This window comes from Psychrobacter sp. NPDC077938 (assembly GCF_044542635.1).
Classification (GTDB): Bacteria; Pseudomonadota; Gammaproteobacteria; order Pseudomonadales; family Moraxellaceae; genus Psychrobacter.
In genome coordinates this window covers 133696-154143 of the sequence record NZ_JBITUW010000004.1, presented here as the reverse complement: position 1 = coordinate 154143, position 20448 = coordinate 133696, and the positions used below count along the sequence as shown (strand labels likewise).

Here is a 20448-nt window from a genome sequence, read left to right as displayed (position 1 = left end):
TCGCTCACAGCGCAAACAACGGCACCTGCGTTTTTATTCTTTTTATCATTCGTTAACCACTGATAGGAGCATATTATGGACGCAGTGTCTACTACACCATCTGCCCATACGATCGATCCCTCTTTCACTGACTATAAAGTCGCTGATATCAGCCTTGCTGATTACGGCCGCCGTGAAATCACCCTTGCTGAAGCCGAAATGCCTGCCCTAATGGGTTTGCGTCGTCGCTACGAAGCCGACCAGCCGCTTAAAGGCGCGAAAATCGCTGGCTGTATCCACATGACCATTCAAACTGCCGTACTTATCGAGACACTAGTCGCGCTAGGTGCTGAAGTACGCTGGACATCATGCAATATCTTCTCAACTCAAGACCATGCTGCTGCTGCGATTGCTGCTGCTGGTATCTCTGTCTATGCTTGGAAAGGCGAAACAGAAGAAGAGTATGAATGGTGCCTACGTCAGCAAGTACATGTTGGCGGCGAAGCGTCAGGCCAACTTTGGGATGCTAACTTAATCTTGGATGACGGCGGTGATTTGACCGCTTTGATTCACAGCGATTATGCAGAGCTGCTTGATAACATCCATGGTATCTCAGAAGAAACCACTACTGGCGTTCATCGCTTGGTTGAGATGCTTGGTAAAGGTACGCTTAAAGTACCAGCTATCAATGTCAACGATGCAGTTACCAAGTCTAAAAATGATAACAAATATGGCTGCCGTCATAGCTTAAACGATGCTATTAAACGCGCTACCGATATGTTCCTTGCTGGTCGCCGCGCTTTGGTTATCGGTTACGGCGATGTGGGCAAAGGCTCTACGCAAAGCTTACGTCAAGAAGGCATGATCGTACGTGTTTCAGAAGTTGACCCTATCTGTGCTATGCAGGCATGTATGGACGGTTTTGAAGTCTTATCACCATACATCGACGGTGACAACACGGGCGGCGCAGCCAGCATCAACAAGCGCTTGCTTGAAGATACTGACATGATCGTCACGACTACTGGTAACTACCATGTTTGTGACCGTCATATGCTAGCAGCCCTTAAGCCTGGTGCTGTAGTATGTAACATCGGTCACTTTGACACCGAAATCGACACTCAGTTTATGCGTGATAACTGGCGCTGGGTTGAAATCAAGCCACAAGTACATCAAATCTTCCGCTCAGACGATGAAAACGATTATTTGATCTTGCTTGCTGAAGGTCGCCTAGTAAACCTAGGTAACGCTACTGGTCACCCATCACGCGTGATGGACGGCTCATTTGCCAACCAAGTATTGGCTCAAATGTATCTGTTCGAAGAAAAATTCGCTGACTTGCCAGCTGACCAACGTACTGACAATCTATACGTAAAAGTATTGCCTAAGAAGTTAGACGAAGAAGTGGCCGCTGCGATGGTTGCAGGCTTTAACGGTACGCTAACTAAGCTGACCCAAAAGCAAGCTGAGTATTTGGGTGTGCCAGTTGAAGGTCCATTCAAGCCTGATGCTTATAAATACTAAAAGGAGACTGACTGTGAGTAAGCCTGCTTTCTCCTTTGAGTTCTTTCCTGCGAAGACCGAGCAAGGTCACGAAAAGCTTCTCAGCACGTATGATGAGCTTAATAAGTTGTCACCAGCTTATTTTTCGGTAACTTATGGTGCGGGCGGTTCAACCCGTAGCCGCACCTTAGATATCGTACAGGCACTAAGTGCGCGTGGTACCACTGAAATCGCACCGCATATGTCTTGTATTGGCGATGACAAAGCTGAAATCGCTGAATTGCTCGAGTATTATAAGACTTTAGGTATTAGACGCTTAGTAGCGCTACGCGGCGACTTGCCATCAGGTCAGGTGGGCATGGGTGAACTACCATTTGCGGTAGATTTGGTAAAGTACATTCGTGAGCATTCGGGTGATCACTTCCATATCGAAGTGGCCTCCTACCCTGAAATGCACCCACAAGCGCGTAGCTTTGAGTTTGATATCGATAACTTGGTAAATAAGTACCAAGCTGGTGCCAATGCGTCGATTACCCAGTTTTTCTACAACGCTGACAGCTATCTGTACTTGCGTGATAAGTTAGAGAAACGCGGTATTGACACGGTAGCTCAGCCTTTGGTCGCTGGTATCATGCCAATTACCAATTCAAGCAATCTCTTGCGTTTTGCTGATAGCTGTGGTGCTGATATTCCGCGCTATGTACGTAAACAGCTGACGGATTTTGGTGATGACCGTAAGGCTATTCGTGAGTTTGGCTTTGATGTGGTTTATCGCTTGTGTGAACGCTTGATTGCCGAGGGCGTACCTGCCATGCATTTTTATAGCATGAACAAAGTTGAGCCAAACAAACGCTTGGTAGAAGCATTGGGATTGACTGCTTAAACTTGTAAGCATTCTAAAATACCCCTTAACTATTCCTGAATACATTATCAATGACTGGCGCTTCTAGGAGCGCCAGTTTTTTATTGTCAAAATCCTGACCAATAACCCTTAACCGTTTTATTCATACACTTTATCTTATTTGATTTTTAAAAATTTCTTCACTGTGTAATAATACTGCTCTAAAAATAATTTTCTTTATTAAGAAAAATTCTCATAAAACAAATGTCATTAATTGTCTCAAGTGATATTCTATAGATCTAATAACAACTATACTCAATCAAATAATAGGAATAAGACCACGTGCGACGTTTTTTTTATGCCGTTAACAACGACAATGCTGATGCCTCATCACTACCTAAATTGGGTGAGTTACCGCTAGGTAGCAATGTCGAATTACCAGATAGCGTTGTCCATCACTGGTGCCGTGTACTACGAGCAAATATTGGCGATCAAGGGGTTTTGTTCGATGGATTTGGTGGCGAATATACAGTAGAGCTACAGGCAATCAGTAAAAAAAATGCCACTGCTACTTTGCTTACACATATAGACGACGATCGTACGCCGCCTACTATCACTCAGATTGGTTTGGTAATGAGCCGCGGTGAGCGTATGGACTATGCTATCCAAAAAGCAACTGAGCTTGGAGTGACTGCTATTCAGTTGCTCAGCAGCCACCATGGTGAAGTCACATTGAAACCCGCTCAAGTTGAGAAGAAACTGGCGCACTGGCAACAAGTGGCAATCGCAGCTTGTGAACAATGCGGTCTTAATCGCCCACCTCTTATTCTTACGCCACAATCTATCAATGAATGGCTAAGCAATACCAATTCTGATGCTAAGACTACTGAGGCTATGGCTACTGACGTTACGAAGGCGCAAATGGCTGTCAGTTCTATCGTTTCTGTGCTTAGTCATGATTCTTACTATCAAGTATTAGCAAACGCTCCAGATCTATGTATGCAAATGAGTGTACCAGCAGCAGGACAACCTGCCATGCCTAACGCTCTATCTGATATTCTTAAACAACAGACCCCTTATATCAAACTGTTGATCGGGCCTGAGGGTGGTTTGAGTCACGATGAATGTCAGCAGGCGGAGAGTGTTGGTTTTGAGCCTTGGCAAATCGGCACAAGAGTCTTGCGTACCGAGACTGCACCAGTGGTAGCGTTAGCTACTTTACATGCCTTAAGCACCTAGTAAAAACTGATAAGTATTAGTATGACTATCGTAGTTTTTATCTTTTATGCTTATAGTCAAAAATAACGTCTGTTCTTCATCGTACACAGTAAAACGCGATGCCAACTCAATGTTAATAAATTGATAATGCAGTTCTTATTTTTATAAGCCCTTATCTTTTGTGAGCCACTATTATGAGCAATTTTGACACTATTCCAGTATCAATCAAGCAGCAGTTGATGAGTACGCTATGTGAACAGCTTGAAGACGCCATATTTGTATTAGATGACAATTTACGTTATTTAGCGGTCAATGCCAGTTATGAGCTTATGATTGGCTACAAAGAAGAGTTCTTGGTTGGTCGGCCACTTGGTATTTATGCTGCTAAGTTTTTATCAGAAGCAGAGCAGCTGATCTTGAAAGACATCAGCAAAAACCTAGACAGTCATGGATTTTACGAACTTGATTTTTCGATGATCAATCGTTATGGCGAGCCTATTGATTGCCATGTCACTTATCGCAAGATTTATGTCGAGCAGACGGCTTACCATGTGGGTATGTTACGTGACATGTCATCCGTTATCAAAGACCAAAAACAGGTCGCGCATTTACTCAACTATGATCAGCTTACGGGGCTTCCTAACCGCAAGGTATTTTTGAGCCAGACAAGTGACATGCTATTGGATAGTTATCAAGAGGTTGTCCTTGTACGCTTAAATATTGATCGCTATCGCAATCTTGCCAGCCTACTAGGGCCTGATGGTGCCAATGACTTAATAAAAAACTTTGTAGAAGAAGTCGAAAAGCTCAAACTGCATAATTTACGCTCCTTTTCTCACTTTGGTGGTGATGATTTTGCGCTACTGTTTGAAGTTAAAGATGCCAATATGGTACGTCATCAGCTAGACACACTTATGCAAATGTGTGAACGCCCCTTCTCTACTGATAAGAGCCATGCGACAGATGCAAATATCTATTACCATATTTCTGTGGGTGTCAGCTGTTTTCCAAAAGATGATAACGAAGTAACGGGTTTATTGACCAAGGCAGAAAAAGCGCTGGACTATGTTAAGCAGCATGGTGGCGATGATATTCGCTGGTATGATGAGGCCATTGAAAGCGCCACCGCTGGTAGCTTAGAGCTAGAGTCTGAGCTTAGAACGGCTACCCTTGAAGGTCAATTCGTTCCTTATTATCAGCCAAAATTCTCATTAGAGACTGGGGCTATCACAGGTTTTGAAGCATTGGTACGTTGGCAACACCCTACTCGCGGATTGCTCAAGCCCGTTCATTTTATCAATGCCATTATCGCGCACAAGCTATCCTTTGATTTGTTTTCGCAACTGGCCATTAAAATTGTCAAACAATTATCCGTTTGGCAACAGCAAGGGTTTCATCAACACGTCTGTATCAACGCTGATGCTGCTGAGTTTAGCCACCCTGATTTCTTCGATATGGTGAGCATACTACTGACAGAGAATGACGTTGCTGCCCATCAATTGCATATCGAAGTGACCGAATCGTCTTTGATTCAGCGTCATGATAATGTAAAAAAACAGCTTAACTCGCTTAGAGAGCTTGGCGTACGTCTAGCGCTCGATGATTTTGGTACTGGTTATGCGTCATTGAGCTACTTGCAAGAATACCCATTTGATTTTATCAAGATCGATAAGAGCTTTATCTCCAATATTGAAACCGATCGTACCCAGCACGCGATTGTAAAAGCCATTTTGGACTTAGCAGTCGCTTTAGACATGCAGGTCGTTGCTGAAGGTATCGAAACTGAGCAGCAGCGCGATGTGTTGTTAGATATGGGTTGCAAAATTGGTCAGGGCTATTGGTTTAGCAAACCCGTGGCTGCTGATGTCGCCACTGCGATGTTGATCAAACAAAACGGTTCTGAGTAAACGCTAAGCTATTCGCTATTCGCTATACGTTATTAATCATAAACTACTATGTTCAGACTCCTAGCATACGAGCATGTTTAATGTTTATCACGTTTATATCTGTGAAATAACTTACATGCTCGGTTCTACCAAATAATGTTGTAATTTATACCGATGCGTTTGTCTTTCTGGCGAACGCTATTTTTTTGGCTGTCATTTTTTCATGTTAATACTAATCATATAAAGGACTATTTGTCTTAGTAACGTTAGGGTTTTCATATGCTTAATGCTGCTGTTTCCTAGCGCCTAACGTCGATTGCATAACCGATGCAAGATAGGTTCATGACTTATCAGTCCTGTCACCAAACTTGTATAATCACCTATGAAAGCCTATCTTTTATAGTGAATTTGTTAGAGCACATTTAATCTCTCATTGACTCTGACAATCACCACTCTTTTCAACACTATTTTATGTAATCGATAGCATGGTTGACCTGCTTTACTGTTTATCCTTTATTTAGATTTTCAGATTGGCTAGGTAAGAATAACGCACTAGAAGATAGTGCGACTATATGCTCATTATTGACTATGATCGGTTACATTCCAAAAAGGACAGGAAGTTATGCAATACAAAGCGCCCTTACGTGATATCCAATTCGTTATGCATGAACTACTCGATAGTGAAAGCCACTACAAAACTTTGCCTGCGTTCCAAGAAGCTGACCGCGAGCTAATGGACAGCCTATTTGAAATGGCTGCAAGCTTTGCTGAAAACGAACTGTCACCATTGAACCAAAGCGGTGATGCTGAAGGCTGTAAGTTTGACAATGGTAAGGTCACCACGCCAAAAGGCTTTAAAGAAGCTTATGATGCGTATTGTGAGCTTGGCTTCCCTGCTTTATCTGCTGAAGAAGATTTTGGCGGTCAAAACATGCCGTTCTCATTGTCTACTGTCATCAATGAAATGGTTGGTACGGCTAACTGGTCGTTCTCTATGTACCCTGGCCTATCACATGGTGCTATTCAAACCATCGAGCATCATGGTACTGACGAGCAAAAGCAAACCTATTTAGAAAAAATGGTCACTGGCGAATGGTCAGGAACCATGTGTCTTACTGAAGCGCATGCGGGTTCTGACTTGGGTATTATCCGTACCAAAGCTGAGCCTAAAGAAGATGGTAGCTATAGCATCACGGGTCAAAAGATTTTCATCTCTGCCGGTGAGCATGACCTGACCAGCAACATCATCCACATTGTATTGGCTCGTCTACCAGGCGCTCCTGCTGGCACCAAAGGTATCTCCCTGTTTATCGTTCCAAAAATGACGGTAAACGCAGATGGTAGCGTTGGCGAAAGCAACAATGTCGTTTGTGGCTCTATCGAACACAAAATGGGTATCAAAGCCTCTGCAACTTGTGTCATGAACTTCGATGGCGCAACAGGTTACTTGATTGGACCTGAAAACCGCGGCCTACAGTGCATGTTCACCTTTATGAACGTAGCACGTATCGGTACTGCTGTACAAGGTTTGACTGCAGCAGAGTATGCATTCCAAGGTTCATTGACTTATGCAAAAGACCGCTTAGCGATGCGTTCACTATCAGGTACGAAAGCACCAGAGAAAGCAGCTGATCCTATTATCGTACATCCAGCTGTTCGTAACATGCTATTGACTGAAAAAGCCTTTGCTGAAGGTGGTCGTGCGCTAGTGTATTATCTCTCACACTTTGCAGATACCGTCGCAAAAGGCGAAGGCGAAGAGTTGAAGTTTGCTGATCAAATGTTGTCACTACTGACGCCAATTGCTAAAGCGTTCTTGACTGAAACAGGTCTAGAAGCCGCTAACCATGGTATTCAGGTTTATGGTGGTCATGGTTTCGTTAGCGAATGGGGTATGGAGCAGAACGTACGTGATACACGCATTTCTTGCTTATACGAAGGTACCACAGAGATTCAAGCGCTTGACTTGCTAGGTCGTAAAGTCTTGGGTTCACAAGGTAAGCTACTTGCGAACTTTGTAAACGTTATCCAAGAATTCTGTGAAGAAAACAAAGAAAATGACGAGATGGGTCAATTCATTCGCCCACTTGCCAAGCATCTTAAAGAATGGGGCGATTTGACTGCACGCATCGGCATGCAAGCAACTGAAACTCCAGACGCTGTCGGCGGCGCTGCGGTAGACTATATGTATTTCAGCGGTTATGTAACTCTAGCTTACTTATGGGCACGTATGGCACTGGTTGCTCAGACTGCTATCGCAAACGGTACTGGCGAAAAAGCATTCTATGACGCTAAAGTTAAAACGGCTCAGTTCTACTTTGCTAAGCTATTGCCACGTACGACTACGCACGTACAGCGTATCAGCACTGGTGTAGAGCCATACATGAGCATGGACGTTGATCAGTTTGCCTTTTAATTAAAGCGCTAAACTTCGCAATCGTATAATCTTGAGCGGCAACATACTTCGGTGTGTTGCCGCTTTGTTTTGCGCGTGCTTATGACCATTATCAACATGGTCTTAACTATAGCAACTGTCTATAAGTACCGACCTGCCTACCTTCTCACACTATAGTTATCAGTGAGGTGTCTATAAGCACTTCAATAGCCGTTGCTAACTTTTGGTGTACGCACAATTCACGAAGAAATACACTCGCTCACAAGCTTATTTGTTAAACTTTGATTATTAATCGCTAAGGTTATACCAAGAAAACAGTTGATAATCTTAACAACTTCAATTTTAATTATTTGAACCAAAGGAATGTTTATGGCTGTTTATAATGCCCCTCTTAATGACATGCGCTTTATCTTAAATGACGTATTCAAGGCGCCAGAGTTTTGGCAAAACAACGAAAACTTGGCTCATGTCGACATGGAAACTGTCGATATGATTTTAGAAGAAATGGGAAAACTGTCAAAAAACATTCTACTTCCTATTAACCGTAGCGGTGATGAAGAAGGCGCAACTTTCGAAGGTGATGGCGTCGTCACTACGCCGACAGGATTTAAAGAAGCCTATAAGCAATATGCTGAGTCAGGCTGGGTTGGCTTAAGCGGTAATGCTGAATACGGCGGTCAGGGCTTCCCTAAAATGGTTACCATGCTCACCGAAGAGATGGTTTTCACTGCCAACCAATCATTTGCCCTGTATCCAAACCTAACAGTAGGCGCGACGCTTTGTTTAAATGCGGCTGGCTCTGAAGAGCAAAAGCAAACTTATCTAGAAAAAATGTACAACGGCGAATGGGCTGGCACCATGTGCTTGACAGAGCCGCATGCTGGTACTGATTTGGGTATTATCAAAACCAAAGCCGTGCCCAATGACGACGGTAGCTATGATATCTCTGGTACCAAAATCTTTATCACTGGTGGTGAGCATGACCTTACTGACAATATCATTCATTTGGTATTGGCAAAAACACCTAATGCACCAGAAGGTTCAAAAGGCATTTCACTATTTGTCGTACCAAAATTCTTGGTCAATGCAGATGGTAGCTTAGGTGAGCGCAATACATTAGCCGTCGGTTCTATCGAACACAAAATGGGTATCAAAGCCTCTGCGACTTGTGTCATGAACTTTGATAATGCTAAAGGCTGGATGGTTGGCGCGGAAAACACTGGCCTATCATCAATGTTCATCATGATGAACTACGAGCGTGTCACTATGGGCTTGCAAGGCCTTGGTGGTTCTGAGCTTGCCTATCAAAATGCAGCGTTATATGCCAATGACCGCGGTCAAGGCCGTAGCGATACCCAGCTACAAAGCCCAGAAAAACCTGCTGATGCTATTATCCATCATGCTGACGTCCGTCGTATGCTATTGAACGCCAAAGTAAACACTGAAGCGTCGCGCTGTTTTGCGATGTACGTTGCCAAAAATCTTGATGAAGAGAAGTTTAGTACCGATCCTGAGTCAGCCAAAGCGGCTGCAGCTCGTGTTGCTTTATTAACACCAGTTGCTAAAGCGTTCCTGACTGATAAAGCACTGGAAGCCACTGTTGATTGTCAGCAAGTCTTTGGTGGTCATGGCTATATCCGCGAATGGGGTATGGAGCAGATCGTTCGTGATACCCGTATTGCACAGATTTATGAAGGCACTAACGGTATTCAGGCGCTGGACTTACTAGGTCGTAAAGTTGCTCGTAACAACGGTAAGTACGTCACTCATTTCTTGGGTGAGATTCGTGACTTTGTTAGCAACATGCAAGCAGACCACGCTATCAAACAAGCTACGTTGAATGCAGCAGATACCATCGAAGAGCTAACTACAACTGTGCTTAACAACATCGGCGAACGCAAAAACGAAATCAATGGCTGTGCGGTTGACTACATGCATGCGTTTGGCTACCTCGCCTACTCATACATGTTTGCATTGATGGTAGAAGCTGCTAATGGCAAAGAAGGCGAGTTTTATACCAATAAAGCTAAGCTTGCGGACTACTTCGTCGGTCGTGTCTTACCGCGTATCGATGCTCATGCACAAATGGTCAAAGCTGGTAGTGACCCAATGATGAACTTTGATCTTGCTTATTTCGACGTTCCTGCAAGCTAAGCTAGCTTTAAAACTAACCTAAAATACCTTGATTAAAAGGACAGTCGTGTTACTGTCCTTTTTTTTGTCAAAATAACTGCTAACAAAATAATTCAATATCAATTGGCAGTTCCGATTAAAATAACGCAAGACAAGATGTCGCTCGACTACAATTGAACGATTGGCAAACATTACTCAACCACTTATACCGATTTAAATAATAAAAACGATTGAAACAACCATGATAAAGGGTGCGACGTGTCAGAATTAAAACGCATTTTACAACAGATTACCGCCTTGAGCGACGTGCCAGACCCTGCGGTACTCAAACGCTTGATTGATGAGCTACGAGTCAGTGATAAAGAACCTGCATTGGCCAATGAGAAAATTCAATCCCTTATCGATATCATACATCAGCATCCAGAATATGGAGATGGGCTGTCTAGTTTTGTGCTAAAACTGATTATCCAATATCGACAAATTGCGCTGTATACCGACACTGGTATTATGTCCGACCAAGGGTTTTTCAACAGTTTACGCCGGTTGATTGGCCATCGGTTTTTACCATTATTACCACAAGACGACTCTGTCGTAGAATTGGTGGGCTACTTATTTAATAAACGCTCTGATGAACGTTGGCTGGCCAATATTGAAAAGGAAAAATGGGACAAACTGGTTGAGCTGGTTCGCGTAGAAGAGAAACACTTAAATCTAGTCGCTACCGCAAAAAACAGTATTTTAAACGCTATTATCATTTTGTCTTATCGCATCAGCGGTATCGGCTTGCATCCTGATTTGATGGAGTCCTATCCACAAATACTGAACTACTCAGCATCTTTTGTTGCACAAAACCAAGAAGCCGTACTCTTCGTCAATCAATATCGTCAAGCACATGAGCTTGATACCTTGACAGATATCACGCCCGAGCAAGCAGTCGATCCTGCACCCCTATTGGTTATGCTCGAACAGTGCGAAGATATCGTCGCTACCGTACGCAAGCGGATTTATAAAACTGGTATCTCTATCCGTTTGACTAATATGATGCTGCGTTTAGATCAAAGTTTGCAGCGTATGCGGATTTTGACTGAGCTGGTCACAGACGATAATCAAAAGCGAGATCGCGCTGTTATCGAACTGATACAGGCGCTCATCACTACGGCCAATCAGCGCTATAGTATTGGTTATTTAATTGATAACAATACCAAACTACTCTCTCGCAAAGTCACAGAAAATGCCAGTCGCGTCGGTGAGCATTATATTAGTACCGATAAAGCTGGCTATCAAAAAATGCTCAAAAAAGCCTCTATTGGTGGCTTTATCATTGCATTTATGGCAACTATAAAAATACTGGCGTATCACTTAGCGCTCGCACCCATGGGTCGCGCGTTCATCAACAGTATGATCTATGGTTTGGGCTTCGTATTTATTCATGTTATTCGCGGCACAGTCGCTACCAAGCAGCCAGCCATGACCGCAGCTGCGATTGCCTCTACCATATCTGAAGGCTCTGGCAAAAAATCACATCAATTGACCAAGCTATCAGAATTGGTCGTCGATATCTTGCGTACCCAGTTTATCGCTATCATGGGTAACGTCATGCTAGCTGTACCCGTCGCTTTGATTATCTCTTTTGCTTGGTTGCAATATACTGGCGCGCCAATGATCGATACCGAAAAAGCAGGACACCTGCTACATGATCTCGACCCCTTTCACTCATTAGCACTTCCCCATGCTGCTATTGCTGGGGTTTACCTGTTCTTATCTGGTTTGATTGCCGGCTACTATGATAATTTGGCAGTTTATAACAACGTAGGCGCTCGTATACAACGTCACAAATTACTGAAATACATACTGCCTAGTTCATGGCTTCAGCGTTTAGGCGGCTTTATAGAGGCCAACTTGGGCGCTATCATGGGTAACTTTTTATTCGGGGTGTTCTTAGGTAGTACCGCGACTATCGGCTATATCTTCGGCTTACCAATTGATATCCGTCACATTGCCTTTGCTTCAGCAAACTTGGCACACGGGCTATTCAATATATCTGCTGATGACATCAGCTGGAGTCTCATCCTGATTTCTATACTTGGTGTGGCACTTATTGGTCTGGTCAACTTAATCGTTAGCTTTTCACTGGCACTGTTTGTCGCCCTACGTTCTAAAGAGGTTCGCTTTTTTGAATGGAGTCGCCTCACAAAACTGGTGTTTGGCCATATTATTAGTCATCCGTCTGACTTTTTCTGGCCACGTGATAAGCCAATGAAATATGCGCGTATCGATAGTCAGGGCCACATGATATTTGATGATACCTCCGCACAAAAAAATGGCAAATCTATACCAAGTAATTATGTGGTGAGGCGTTTGTCTGATGTCAGAATATTACCTGAATCTAAGCACGCTGATGCTCAACATTCACAGACCAACACCGACATCAACTATGAAAAGCAGCCGACAGATGAGCATACGCAGCCGTATAGCTCTCCTGAAAAAGTAATGGATCTGGATGATGGTTTAGTCGATGACGAACTAAACAGCGTTCCTTATACCGATGATATCCAATACGATAAAGCAACCAAAACGATAAGTGCGATCAATAACGATATCGTTAGTGATGAGCCACACCACACTGACTCTGATGACAAGCAGACTGGTGACGCAAAAACACCTTTACCAAAACCTAAAAAACCACCAAAGCTACCTAGTTAAATAGGTAGTTGCGGTGGATTTATGCTCGATCGACTGTTGATATTAAAGTTATTTGTCATAACGTCCGTTATGGGAAGAATGGGTTGCTCTAAGCCGTTTTTTAACGCCTATTTTAGATGGTGAAAAGATAGTGACTTAACATCATTATGGGGACATATTCCTACAACGTTTCTTACGGAAAATGAATGCTAAAGTACTCAAAATAAGTTAATTATTCATCATCACTAAACTTCACATAACTATCAATTTTTTTACCTTTGAGACTGTCCAGTATTTGTTTTATACGACCATTATCATATTGATTAGCATACGTATTCTGTTTTCTTAAATAATGCATGAACTCTTCTGGTAATGACACTTTATAATTTTTCACTAAATGAGGAATCATCATTGTCCAGAGATAGCAACCATCAGTAAAGACCTTAGTTCGCACAGTAATTTTACTATCAATGATATCTAGATCAGGCGATAGAAATTCTATTACTTCTATGCCATTTATCAAATATTTATAAACAGTATCTGCATCAATATTTGATAGTTTGTTAACTTTAGTTTTTACACTTGGAAATTCTTTTGAATTTATTACTGGGTTGGAAGTACCAACCATTTCTGAGAAAGGAGCTAGTTTCTTCATGTATTATTTTTCCTATTCTGACTAAAACACCTTATTCAAAATGGCATACCTTCGCTTTTAAAAGTTCGGTTCCCTAGTAAGGACTTTAATCTTTGGCTGTGGGCTAATGATCTCCACTTTTTAACTCGATGAACGTAGTCACAGTGTACTTCATGGTGTACTTATCATATATATTCTGTTAGTGACCGGTGCGCTATACAGGCATCGAGCTGCTTTGGGAAATTCTTTTATTCCAACCTCCTTTATATCTAGGAGATTTCCACAACTCAGGCATATGAGGGAAGTTTACAAACTCTTTATCTATTCTCTCAATATATGTTAATCCATCTATAGCAACATAGTTTTCATCGAACAAATAGCTCCATAAATTAAGTAGAACATTTCATTACATTATTCACGCTAGTATTTAACTAAGTTACAACCAATACAGTTAGCTTGATATGCGTTAAGCTACATTGAATACATGTAAAATAATGGATTAGATATGACCGAAAGAGTAACCAACAAAGCAATTTTTAGTAGTAGAGTTTTTTCAATTAATTATGTTACCTACCCTACTAACCACAGCGTTATGAAGCACTGTGACCCCGTGCAAAAAGGCCGTTATTACAAATTAAACTTTGTTTTAATTCAGCCTAAAGTTGGTGGTGTGTTCGAGTGTTCAAACTGCATTATAAACCTGTTCGACAGAGTTTATTTATTTCGTCCCGATAAATATGAGCACAGTGTTTCACGAATTCAATCTGGTAAACGCGTGTTATTGAGTTTTGCTTTGAATATTTAGCTAAAGCTTATTAAAGCTGGGCAAACTGTCGAGTTATTTTCCTTTGATTGGTTTGCCATAGGTATATCCCGCAACGGAACTAGCTATTTCACCCTTTAAGCCTATTAACAGACCATCTAAAACGAACTGCTATAACGGAACTACTTATAACAGACTGTTTATTTAGCCTTGTATATTAAGACGCTTATAACCCTCTTTATGGACTCGGGCACTGTGCGCTTGAGGTTATTACCTTGCCGTCACCCAATCTATAAGCCAATAGATAATTACCCCACACGCAGCCACCGTCGAGTGCGCGCGCATGTGGCAAATCAATCTCGCCTTTTAGCGCAGCCCAATGACCGAATAGTATCTTACGAGTGCGCGGTACTTGCCACTCAAACCAAGGCAAAAAATCGGTTGGCATAGCCTCATCTAAACCTGCTGAAAAGCTAAACTCAAGCGACCCATCCTGCTTACACAAGCGCATACGCGTAAAGTAATTAGCAATCGCCCGCATCTTAGTAAATCCTTCGATACCTGCATGCCATTCATCCGCTTCTTTGCTATATAGATTCGGCAGCAATTGATCTAGCTGATTCAAATTACTTTGCAGCTGAGCTTCTAATTGCTGTGCATACCCTGCAGCTGCTTCAATACTCCAATGCGGTGGAATGCCTGCATGCACCAACACCGTGTACTCATCAGGATAAGCCAATATCGGCTGCCTGCGTAACCATTCGAGCAACTCATCACAGTCATCCGCAGCAAAGATAGGTGCCGTTTTGTCTTTATTTTTAAGCTTGGCTGCCCCGCGCCAAACTGCTATCAAATTAAGATCATGATTACCCAATACCGTTGCCGCAGCGCCTTGCTCACACAACGCTTTGACATGGCGCAGCGTGTTCAATGAGTCCTCGCCGCGTGCTACCAAATCACCAGCAAACCATAATTTGTCTTGGGCAGGATCAAAATCCAGTGTTTTTAACAATTGTAGATACGCAGCATAGCAACCTTGTAAGTCACCGATAACATACTGATGGCGAAAACTCATAATACCTCAACGATTTAAACACGATAGTTAAAAACAGCGCGATAAGAAATAAATATCTAAGCACTAATCATAAAAATAAAGCATAAAAAACCGCCATTATAATTGACGGTTAGTAGCATGCTTTTATTTATCAAAAATACATTATACGTCTAGCTGTTGTGAGTGATTGCTTAAGTTCACAAAATCTGTGACGCTTAATGTCTCAGGTCGTGCCTGCGGATCGATACCACAAGCCGCAAAATCGTCTTCGCTCAATGTCGGCAGCAACGTTGATTTTTTGAAGATAGCACGTAGTGTCTTGCGACGATGGTTAAAAGTCTCACGTACGACAATAGCAAAATGCTCTTCATCATTTGCGACTACTGGTTTGTTGATATGCGGCGTCAGACGAAAGACAGCACTGGTCACCTTTGGTGGTGGATTAAACGCACCGCGAGGAACAGTTAGCAAGTAATCTGTATCACAGTGGTATTGCATAATGACCGATAAGCGGCCATAAGTCTTGCTACCCACATCGGCTGTGATACGCTCGACCACTTCTTTTTGCAACATAAAATGCATATCTTGAATCACATCGGCATAGCTAAGCAGATGAAATAAGATAGGCGTAGAGATGTTATACGGCAGGTTACCTACTACACGTAGCTTACCGCGCTCTTCACTATATAGCTCACGGTAGTCCACATGCATCGCGTTGTCTTTGATAATCTCAAAGTTTGGATGGCTATTGGCACCGATACGAATACGCAAGCTATCTGCCAAATCACGATCCAGCTCCACCACTGTCATCGCATCCACTTCTGCCAATAACGGCTCGGTCAATGCGCCCATACCAGGCCCAATCTCGATCAAATTGTCATCGCGCTCTAGACGAATACTTTCGACGATTTCGCGAATGACGCTAGTATCATGCAAGAAGTTTTGGCCAAAGCGCTTACGCGGCTGATGTTTGGCAGCACGTAAGCTGTTAGAAATAGTTTGAGCATCAAATGAAGTTTTGGACATAAAAGAGTCTTAATGTATAAAAGATAAATGGGCGATAATAATGTAATGGCAGCGATACGCTGACTTTATAATGACAAATTATACCACAGCTCATAATTAGGCTGTGTTTTTGAATAATTATTATCGATAGACGAGCCATGCTTTCGAGCAACTGACTCGGTAACTTTTTATCTCTACATCCATATAATATAAACTCTGATTATGCTAAATGGCAGCGTCAAAGCAAGTGCTAGCAGACAGAAACAGGTCCAAAGATGGCGTCATCATAACGCTCTCGGCGTAAAACTAAATCGATAATTAAACGATTTTTAACGCTTCTTGGGTTTAATAAAGCCCCACTGCATAACGCAATTGGTTATGTTTCACCTTTTGAGTTTGAAAAGCGCTATTATGATAATTTAACCCTGTCAGGCATTGCTGTCTGACTCCAGTAAAGTAAGCCAGTCTCTGATATAGTCGAGGCGGTTCAGCCCTACGCGATCGTCAGCCCGCCAGATAAATACCCTTAGGGAATTCACATATGATCCTGAAACTTAACGTCACCCTCCATTATCGACTCTCAGAGCCCATGGATCTTTTGCTTCAGATCGAAGCCGCCGATCTTGTGGATCAGCGGGTGCGTTCGACCGAGATTTGGACATCAGACGTTGCGCATTTTTCACGGGTCGCCGCCGATGATGGTATAGGAGAGCGGATTTGGATTCACGCTGAAGGAGATTTTAGCTGCACTTACCTTGCAGAAATCGCCGTTGACCGTCCTGCCTTGGACATATCGGCACTGTCCCAAACGCCCCTGCATCTTTTGCCCGGAGAGACGATCAGGCATTTGATGCCGTCTCACTATTGCCCGTCAGAACAGTTCCATGCCTTTGTAGACGCCGAGTTTGGCAATCTCACTGGCGGCGCACGGATTGCCGCGATGCGCGACTGGATCGAGTCGGCATTCAGCTATGTACCCGGATCGAGCCATGCACAAACCACCGCGCTCGACAGCTTTGCTCAACGTCAGGGCGTATGCCGCGACTTTGCGCATGTTCTCGTAACACTAGCGCGCGCGTCGTCGATACCAGCTAGGTTTGTGAGCGTTTATGCGCCCGATGTGACACCACAAGACTTTCATGCCGTGGCCGAGGTCTATCTTGAAGGGAGCTGGCACCTCATTGATCCCACTGGCATGGCAGGTGCCGACACAATGGCCCGCATCGGTGTTGGGTCCGATGCGTCCAGCGTCGCGTTCTTAACCTCGTTCGGATCCATGGAGCTGATCAACCAATCGGTATCCGTAACCAGACAAGCTTAGGGTCCTGATCCTAGGCTTTCGAGCCTAGGTTTAAAACAGATGCTGCCCGTCATGCACGATCAAAATTTTACTGAATCGTCTTAGGTGGCTGCCTTTTTAGATAGGCATTACTGATAATAAAATTATTAAGTACTATGTGAAAAATATCTATAAGCACTGACTTATACAGCAGGTACATCGATAAGTGATTTATCAGCCATCTCATTAGCCATACTTAGTGCTTGATATAAACTGGTCGCACTTGCACCACCGCTTCCTGCCAAATCTAGCGCCGTACCATGATCGACAGAAGTGCGAATATAAGGCAAGCCCAAGGTTAGATTGACGGTATCGCCAAAACCGTGCGATTTCAATACTGGCAATCCTTGGTCATGATACATGGCAATGACCGCATCACAGTTTGCTAAATGTCTGGTGGTAAATAACGTATCTGCTGGCATCGCCTCTGATATATTGACACCTGCATCGATGAATTCTTGCAACACGGGATTGATAATCTCAATCTCCTCACTTCCCAAGTGCCCGCCCTCGCCTGCATGTGGATTGAGGCCGCAGACCAAGATACGAGGCTGCGTGAGACCAAACTTCTCTCTCATGTCATCGATGACAATTTTTACCGTTTGGCGCACGTTCTCCGCGGTGATGGCAGCAGGGATGTCCTTCAACGGCAAATGCGTAGTGACAAGTGCTACTTTCATCGCTTGATTGGCCAGCATCATGACGACTTTCTCACAGCCGCTTTGCTGCATAAAAAACTCAGTATGACCACTAAACATGGTGCCATCTAATAGCTTAATATCTGCATCTATCAGCGCTGATTTTTGCAATGGTCCGGTGACGATGGCAGCGACTGTATTATTGATTGCCAGTTTATGAGCAATATCTAACTGCTGAGCCACCATCGCTGAGTTAGCGATATTGATTTGTCCGCAGACAACGGGTGCCGCACAAGGAATATCCAGTAGGATGAAAGCACTATCAGCGTCTATACCTTGCTGCGATATCTGCTCTACCAAGTTAACATCGAAGTTATCGGTATTTATATCTGTATTGATAGTATGCCAGCTAGGTATACTTTTGAGCACGCCAGCTGCAACCAACTCCTCTGCGCGAGTTTGCATCGCTTTAGCATCAGCAGTCACCCAAATTGGCCGAGCAAAATCTTGTAACTTATCCTCTGCTGCTAGTCCTAGTACGACATCCATGCCAATACCCGCAGGCTCACCTGTAGTGATTAATAGCGGTCGTTTTTCTTCTGTCATAACAATAGCCTTATGTTATTCAAATTATTGATTTTATTGTATTTATAATTCGTGTTTTAAATTTTTATACTTAGATATTGTATGGTATTTCTTAGTTCATGAAAAACAATCACTTCAGATTTAGTTCTTTATCAAGTCTAAAAAACCACATTATGTGTTAAACTTTCGCATCTGATTGTAGCATTTACAGACAAACCTGAGGCCGCGTTTTGGTACTTCTATCGTAGAGGCGCGCTACGTTTGTATTGCTCTATCATCGACATCTTTTTTCATACCCATTTTAACTCATTAGGCACTCATGGCAGAAAACGACAAAACCGACGACTTACTCAATCAGACACCGCCGCACAATATTGATATTGAAAAGGCATTGCTCGCGTCTTTGATGAGTATCGAAGAGGCGTACGACAAGATTGCCGATATTGTCACCAAAGATGACTTTTATGCTGGGCGACATCAATATATTTTTGATGCTATTGCCCATTTGGCGGCAGTGAATGAGCCTTATGATACGGTCATGGTACACGACTGGTTAGAAGCGCAAAAGCTACTCAAAGGTGCAGGTGGTGACAGTTATTTGGCTGATATTTTGAGCCAAAGTCCTGCGACTTTGTTTAACCTGACTGCCTACGCCCAGCGTGTGCGTGAACTATCAACCCTACGCCAGTTAATTACCACTGGTAATGACATGCTGACGCTTGCCTATAATCCAAAAGACCAAAGCGTTAGCGACATTCTCGATAATGTCGAAGGTAAGATATTTAGTATCAATGAGCAGCATAACAAACGTGCGGAACAGCGCGGACCTGTGGGTATTACCTCTGTCTTAACCAATGTTATCGATAAAATTCAAGAACTAAAATCTAATCCCGATGGCATGATTGGTTTGCAGACACCATTTGCCGAGCTGAATAACAAAACCCAAGGCCTACAAGCGGGTGACTTGATTATTGTTGCTGCGCGTCCTTCGATGGGTAAAACCACTTTTGCGATGAATTTGGCAGAAGGGATTTTATTTAATGAAGATTTGCCAGTCGTCGTGTTTTCGATGGAGATGCCTGCTGAATCTATCGTCATGCGTTTGCTGTCCTCATGGGGCGCGATTAACCAGACGCATCTGCGTTCTGGGCAAATGAATGAAGATGAATGGGCAAAGATGATGAACGCTATTCAACATTTGCAATCAAAGCATTTATATATTGATGATAGTACTGCCCTACCGCCGTCTGAGATGCGTTCCCGCTGCCGACGTATCGCCAAAAACCATGACGGTCGCTTGGGTGCTATCGTAGTCGATTATCTTCAGCTGATGAAAGTACCCAGTCTAGATGGTAACCGTGTTGGCGAGATTTCTGAGATTTCTCGTAGTCTAAAAGCATTGGCACGTGAGCTTGAATGTCCAGTGATTGCATTGTCACAGCTTAACCGTAGTCTAGAAAACCGTCCGAATAAACGCCCTATTATGTCGGATCTACGTGAATCTGGTGCGATTGAGCAGGATGCCGATTTGATTATGTTCATCTATCGTGATGAGGTTTATAATGAAAACTCAGACCACAAAGGCGTGGCGGAAATCATCATTGGTAAACAGCGTAACGGCCCTATTGGTACTATTCGTCTAGGCTTCGAAGGTCAATTTACCCGCTTTATCAATCTAACGCCAGAGTACTACCAAGGCGTGAGTTTCGAGAATGATGAGTAACCAACCTTATAAATTTAAGCCTTATATAGACTCAGTTTAAATTATAGGTTAATAAATAATTTTACATAACCAG

General features: G+C 43.2%; 13 protein-coding genes. 9 read left to right on the top strand and 4 right to left on the bottom strand.

Features of this window, described 5'->3' with window-relative positions:
- The first annotated feature begins 75 nt into the window (after positions 1-75).
- The 7 genes from ahcY to ACIGBM_RS08535 all read left to right on the top strand — a co-directional run bounded on the left by ahcY (position 76) and on the right by ACIGBM_RS08535 (position 12655).
- Positions 76-1500, top strand: coding sequence for an adenosylhomocysteinase (gene ahcY / locus ACIGBM_RS08565; RefSeq protein WP_191113667.1), 1425 nt, complete (start codon positions 76-78; stop codon positions 1498-1500).
- Positions 1484-2362: a methylenetetrahydrofolate reductase [NAD(P)H] gene (gene metF / locus ACIGBM_RS08560; RefSeq protein ID WP_397477445.1), complete on the top strand. Its 879-nt coding sequence runs from the start codon at positions 1484-1486 to the stop codon at positions 2360-2362. The genes ahcY and metF overlap by 17 nt, the downstream gene beginning before the upstream one ends.
- Before the next feature lie 300 nt (positions 2363-2662).
- Positions 2663-3559, top strand: coding sequence for a 16S rRNA (uracil(1498)-N(3))-methyltransferase (locus ACIGBM_RS08555; RefSeq protein ID WP_397477444.1), 897 nt, complete (start codon positions 2663-2665; stop codon positions 3557-3559).
- 173 nt (positions 3560-3732) lie between these two features.
- Entirely contained in the window at positions 3733-5445 is a 1713-nt protein-coding gene (locus tag ACIGBM_RS08550) for a putative bifunctional diguanylate cyclase/phosphodiesterase (RefSeq protein WP_397477443.1), read from the top strand.
- Between the two features lie 601 nt (positions 5446-6046).
- Positions 6047-7840, top strand: coding sequence for an acyl-CoA dehydrogenase C-terminal domain-containing protein (locus ACIGBM_RS08545; protein WP_114700078.1), 1794 nt, complete (start codon positions 6047-6049; stop codon positions 7838-7840).
- Positions 7841-8188: 348 nt separating this feature from the next.
- Positions 8189-9973 (top strand): acyl-CoA dehydrogenase C-terminal domain-containing protein, encoded by a 1785-nt coding sequence (locus ACIGBM_RS08540; protein ID WP_101204979.1) that lies wholly within the window; start codon positions 8189-8191, stop codon positions 9971-9973.
- A gap of 237 nt (positions 9974-10210) precedes the next feature.
- The gene (locus tag ACIGBM_RS08535; RefSeq protein ID WP_397477442.1) at positions 10211-12655 is read left to right on the top strand and encodes a site-specific recombinase; all 2445 of its coding nucleotides are present in this window, start codon (positions 10211-10213) and stop codon (positions 12653-12655) included.
- Positions 12656-12866: 211 nt separating this feature from the next.
- Here ACIGBM_RS08535 and ACIGBM_RS08530 read toward each other — a convergent pair whose 3' ends face one another.
- The 3 genes from ACIGBM_RS08530 to rsmA form a co-directional block, all read right to left on the bottom strand.
- On the bottom strand, positions 12867-13289 hold the full coding sequence (locus tag ACIGBM_RS08530; RefSeq protein ID WP_397477441.1) for a hypothetical protein: 423 nt from the start codon (positions 13287-13289) through the stop codon (positions 12867-12869).
- Positions 13290-14269: 980 nt separating this feature from the next.
- Positions 14270-15106: a symmetrical bis(5'-nucleosyl)-tetraphosphatase gene (locus ACIGBM_RS08525; RefSeq protein ID WP_397477440.1), complete on the bottom strand. Its 837-nt coding sequence runs from the start codon at positions 15104-15106 to the stop codon at positions 14270-14272.
- Positions 15107-15247: 141 nt separating this feature from the next.
- Complete coding sequence (rsmA, locus tag ACIGBM_RS08520) at positions 15248-16111, bottom strand: 16S rRNA (adenine(1518)-N(6)/adenine(1519)-N(6))-dimethyltransferase RsmA (RefSeq protein WP_057760387.1); 864 nt, start codon at positions 16109-16111, stop codon at positions 15248-15250.
- Positions 16112-16631: 520 nt separating this feature from the next.
- On the opposite strand from rsmA, the gene ACIGBM_RS08515 reads away from it, so the two are divergent.
- A complete protein-coding gene (locus tag ACIGBM_RS08515; protein WP_397477439.1) occupies positions 16632-17411 on the top strand; it encodes a transglutaminase family protein in 780 nt (259 codons plus the stop codon).
- A 161-nt stretch (positions 17412-17572) separates the two neighbouring features.
- On the opposite strand, the gene pdxA is transcribed toward ACIGBM_RS08515, so the two are convergent.
- The gene (pdxA, locus tag ACIGBM_RS08510) at positions 17573-18673 is read right to left on the bottom strand and encodes a 4-hydroxythreonine-4-phosphate dehydrogenase PdxA (RefSeq protein ID WP_397477438.1); all 1101 of its coding nucleotides are present in this window, start codon (positions 18671-18673) and stop codon (positions 17573-17575) included.
- 298 nt (positions 18674-18971) lie between these two features.
- Here pdxA and dnaB point away from each other — a divergent pair, with 298 nt between their 5' ends.
- Complete coding sequence (dnaB, locus tag ACIGBM_RS08505) at positions 18972-20375, top strand: replicative DNA helicase (protein WP_057760393.1); 1404 nt, start codon at positions 18972-18974, stop codon at positions 20373-20375.
- Positions 20376-20448: the final 73 nt, after the last annotated feature.

Coding starts and splice junctions, on each gene's coding strand:
- ahcY (WP_191113667.1), top strand. CDS start 76: ATGGACGCAGTGTCTACTACACCATCTGCCCATACGATCGATCCCTCT.
- metF (WP_397477445.1), top strand. CDS start 1,484: ATGCTTATAAATACTAAAAGGAGACTGACTGTGAGTAAGCCTGCTTTC.
- ACIGBM_RS08550 (WP_397477443.1), top strand. CDS start 3,733: ATGAGCAATTTTGACACTATTCCAGTATCAATCAAGCAGCAGTTGATG.
- ACIGBM_RS08545 (WP_114700078.1), top strand. CDS start 6,047: ATGCAATACAAAGCGCCCTTACGTGATATCCAATTCGTTATGCATGAA.
- ACIGBM_RS08540 (WP_101204979.1), top strand. CDS start 8,189: ATGGCTGTTTATAATGCCCCTCTTAATGACATGCGCTTTATCTTAAAT.
- ACIGBM_RS08530 (WP_397477441.1), bottom strand. CDS start 13,289: ATGAAGAAACTAGCTCCTTTCTCAGAAATGGTTGGTACTTCCAACCCA.
- ACIGBM_RS08525 (WP_397477440.1), bottom strand. CDS start 15,106: ATGAGTTTTCGCCATCAGTATGTTATCGGTGACTTACAAGGTTGCTAT.
- rsmA (WP_057760387.1), bottom strand. CDS start 16,111: ATGTCCAAAACTTCATTTGATGCTCAAACTATTTCTAACAGCTTACGT.
- ACIGBM_RS08515 (WP_397477439.1), top strand. CDS start 16,632: ATGATCCTGAAACTTAACGTCACCCTCCATTATCGACTCTCAGAGCCC.
- pdxA (WP_397477438.1), bottom strand. CDS start 18,673: ATGACAGAAGAAAAACGACCGCTATTAATCACTACAGGTGAGCCTGCG.
- dnaB (WP_057760393.1), top strand. CDS start 18,972: ATGGCAGAAAACGACAAAACCGACGACTTACTCAATCAGACACCGCCG.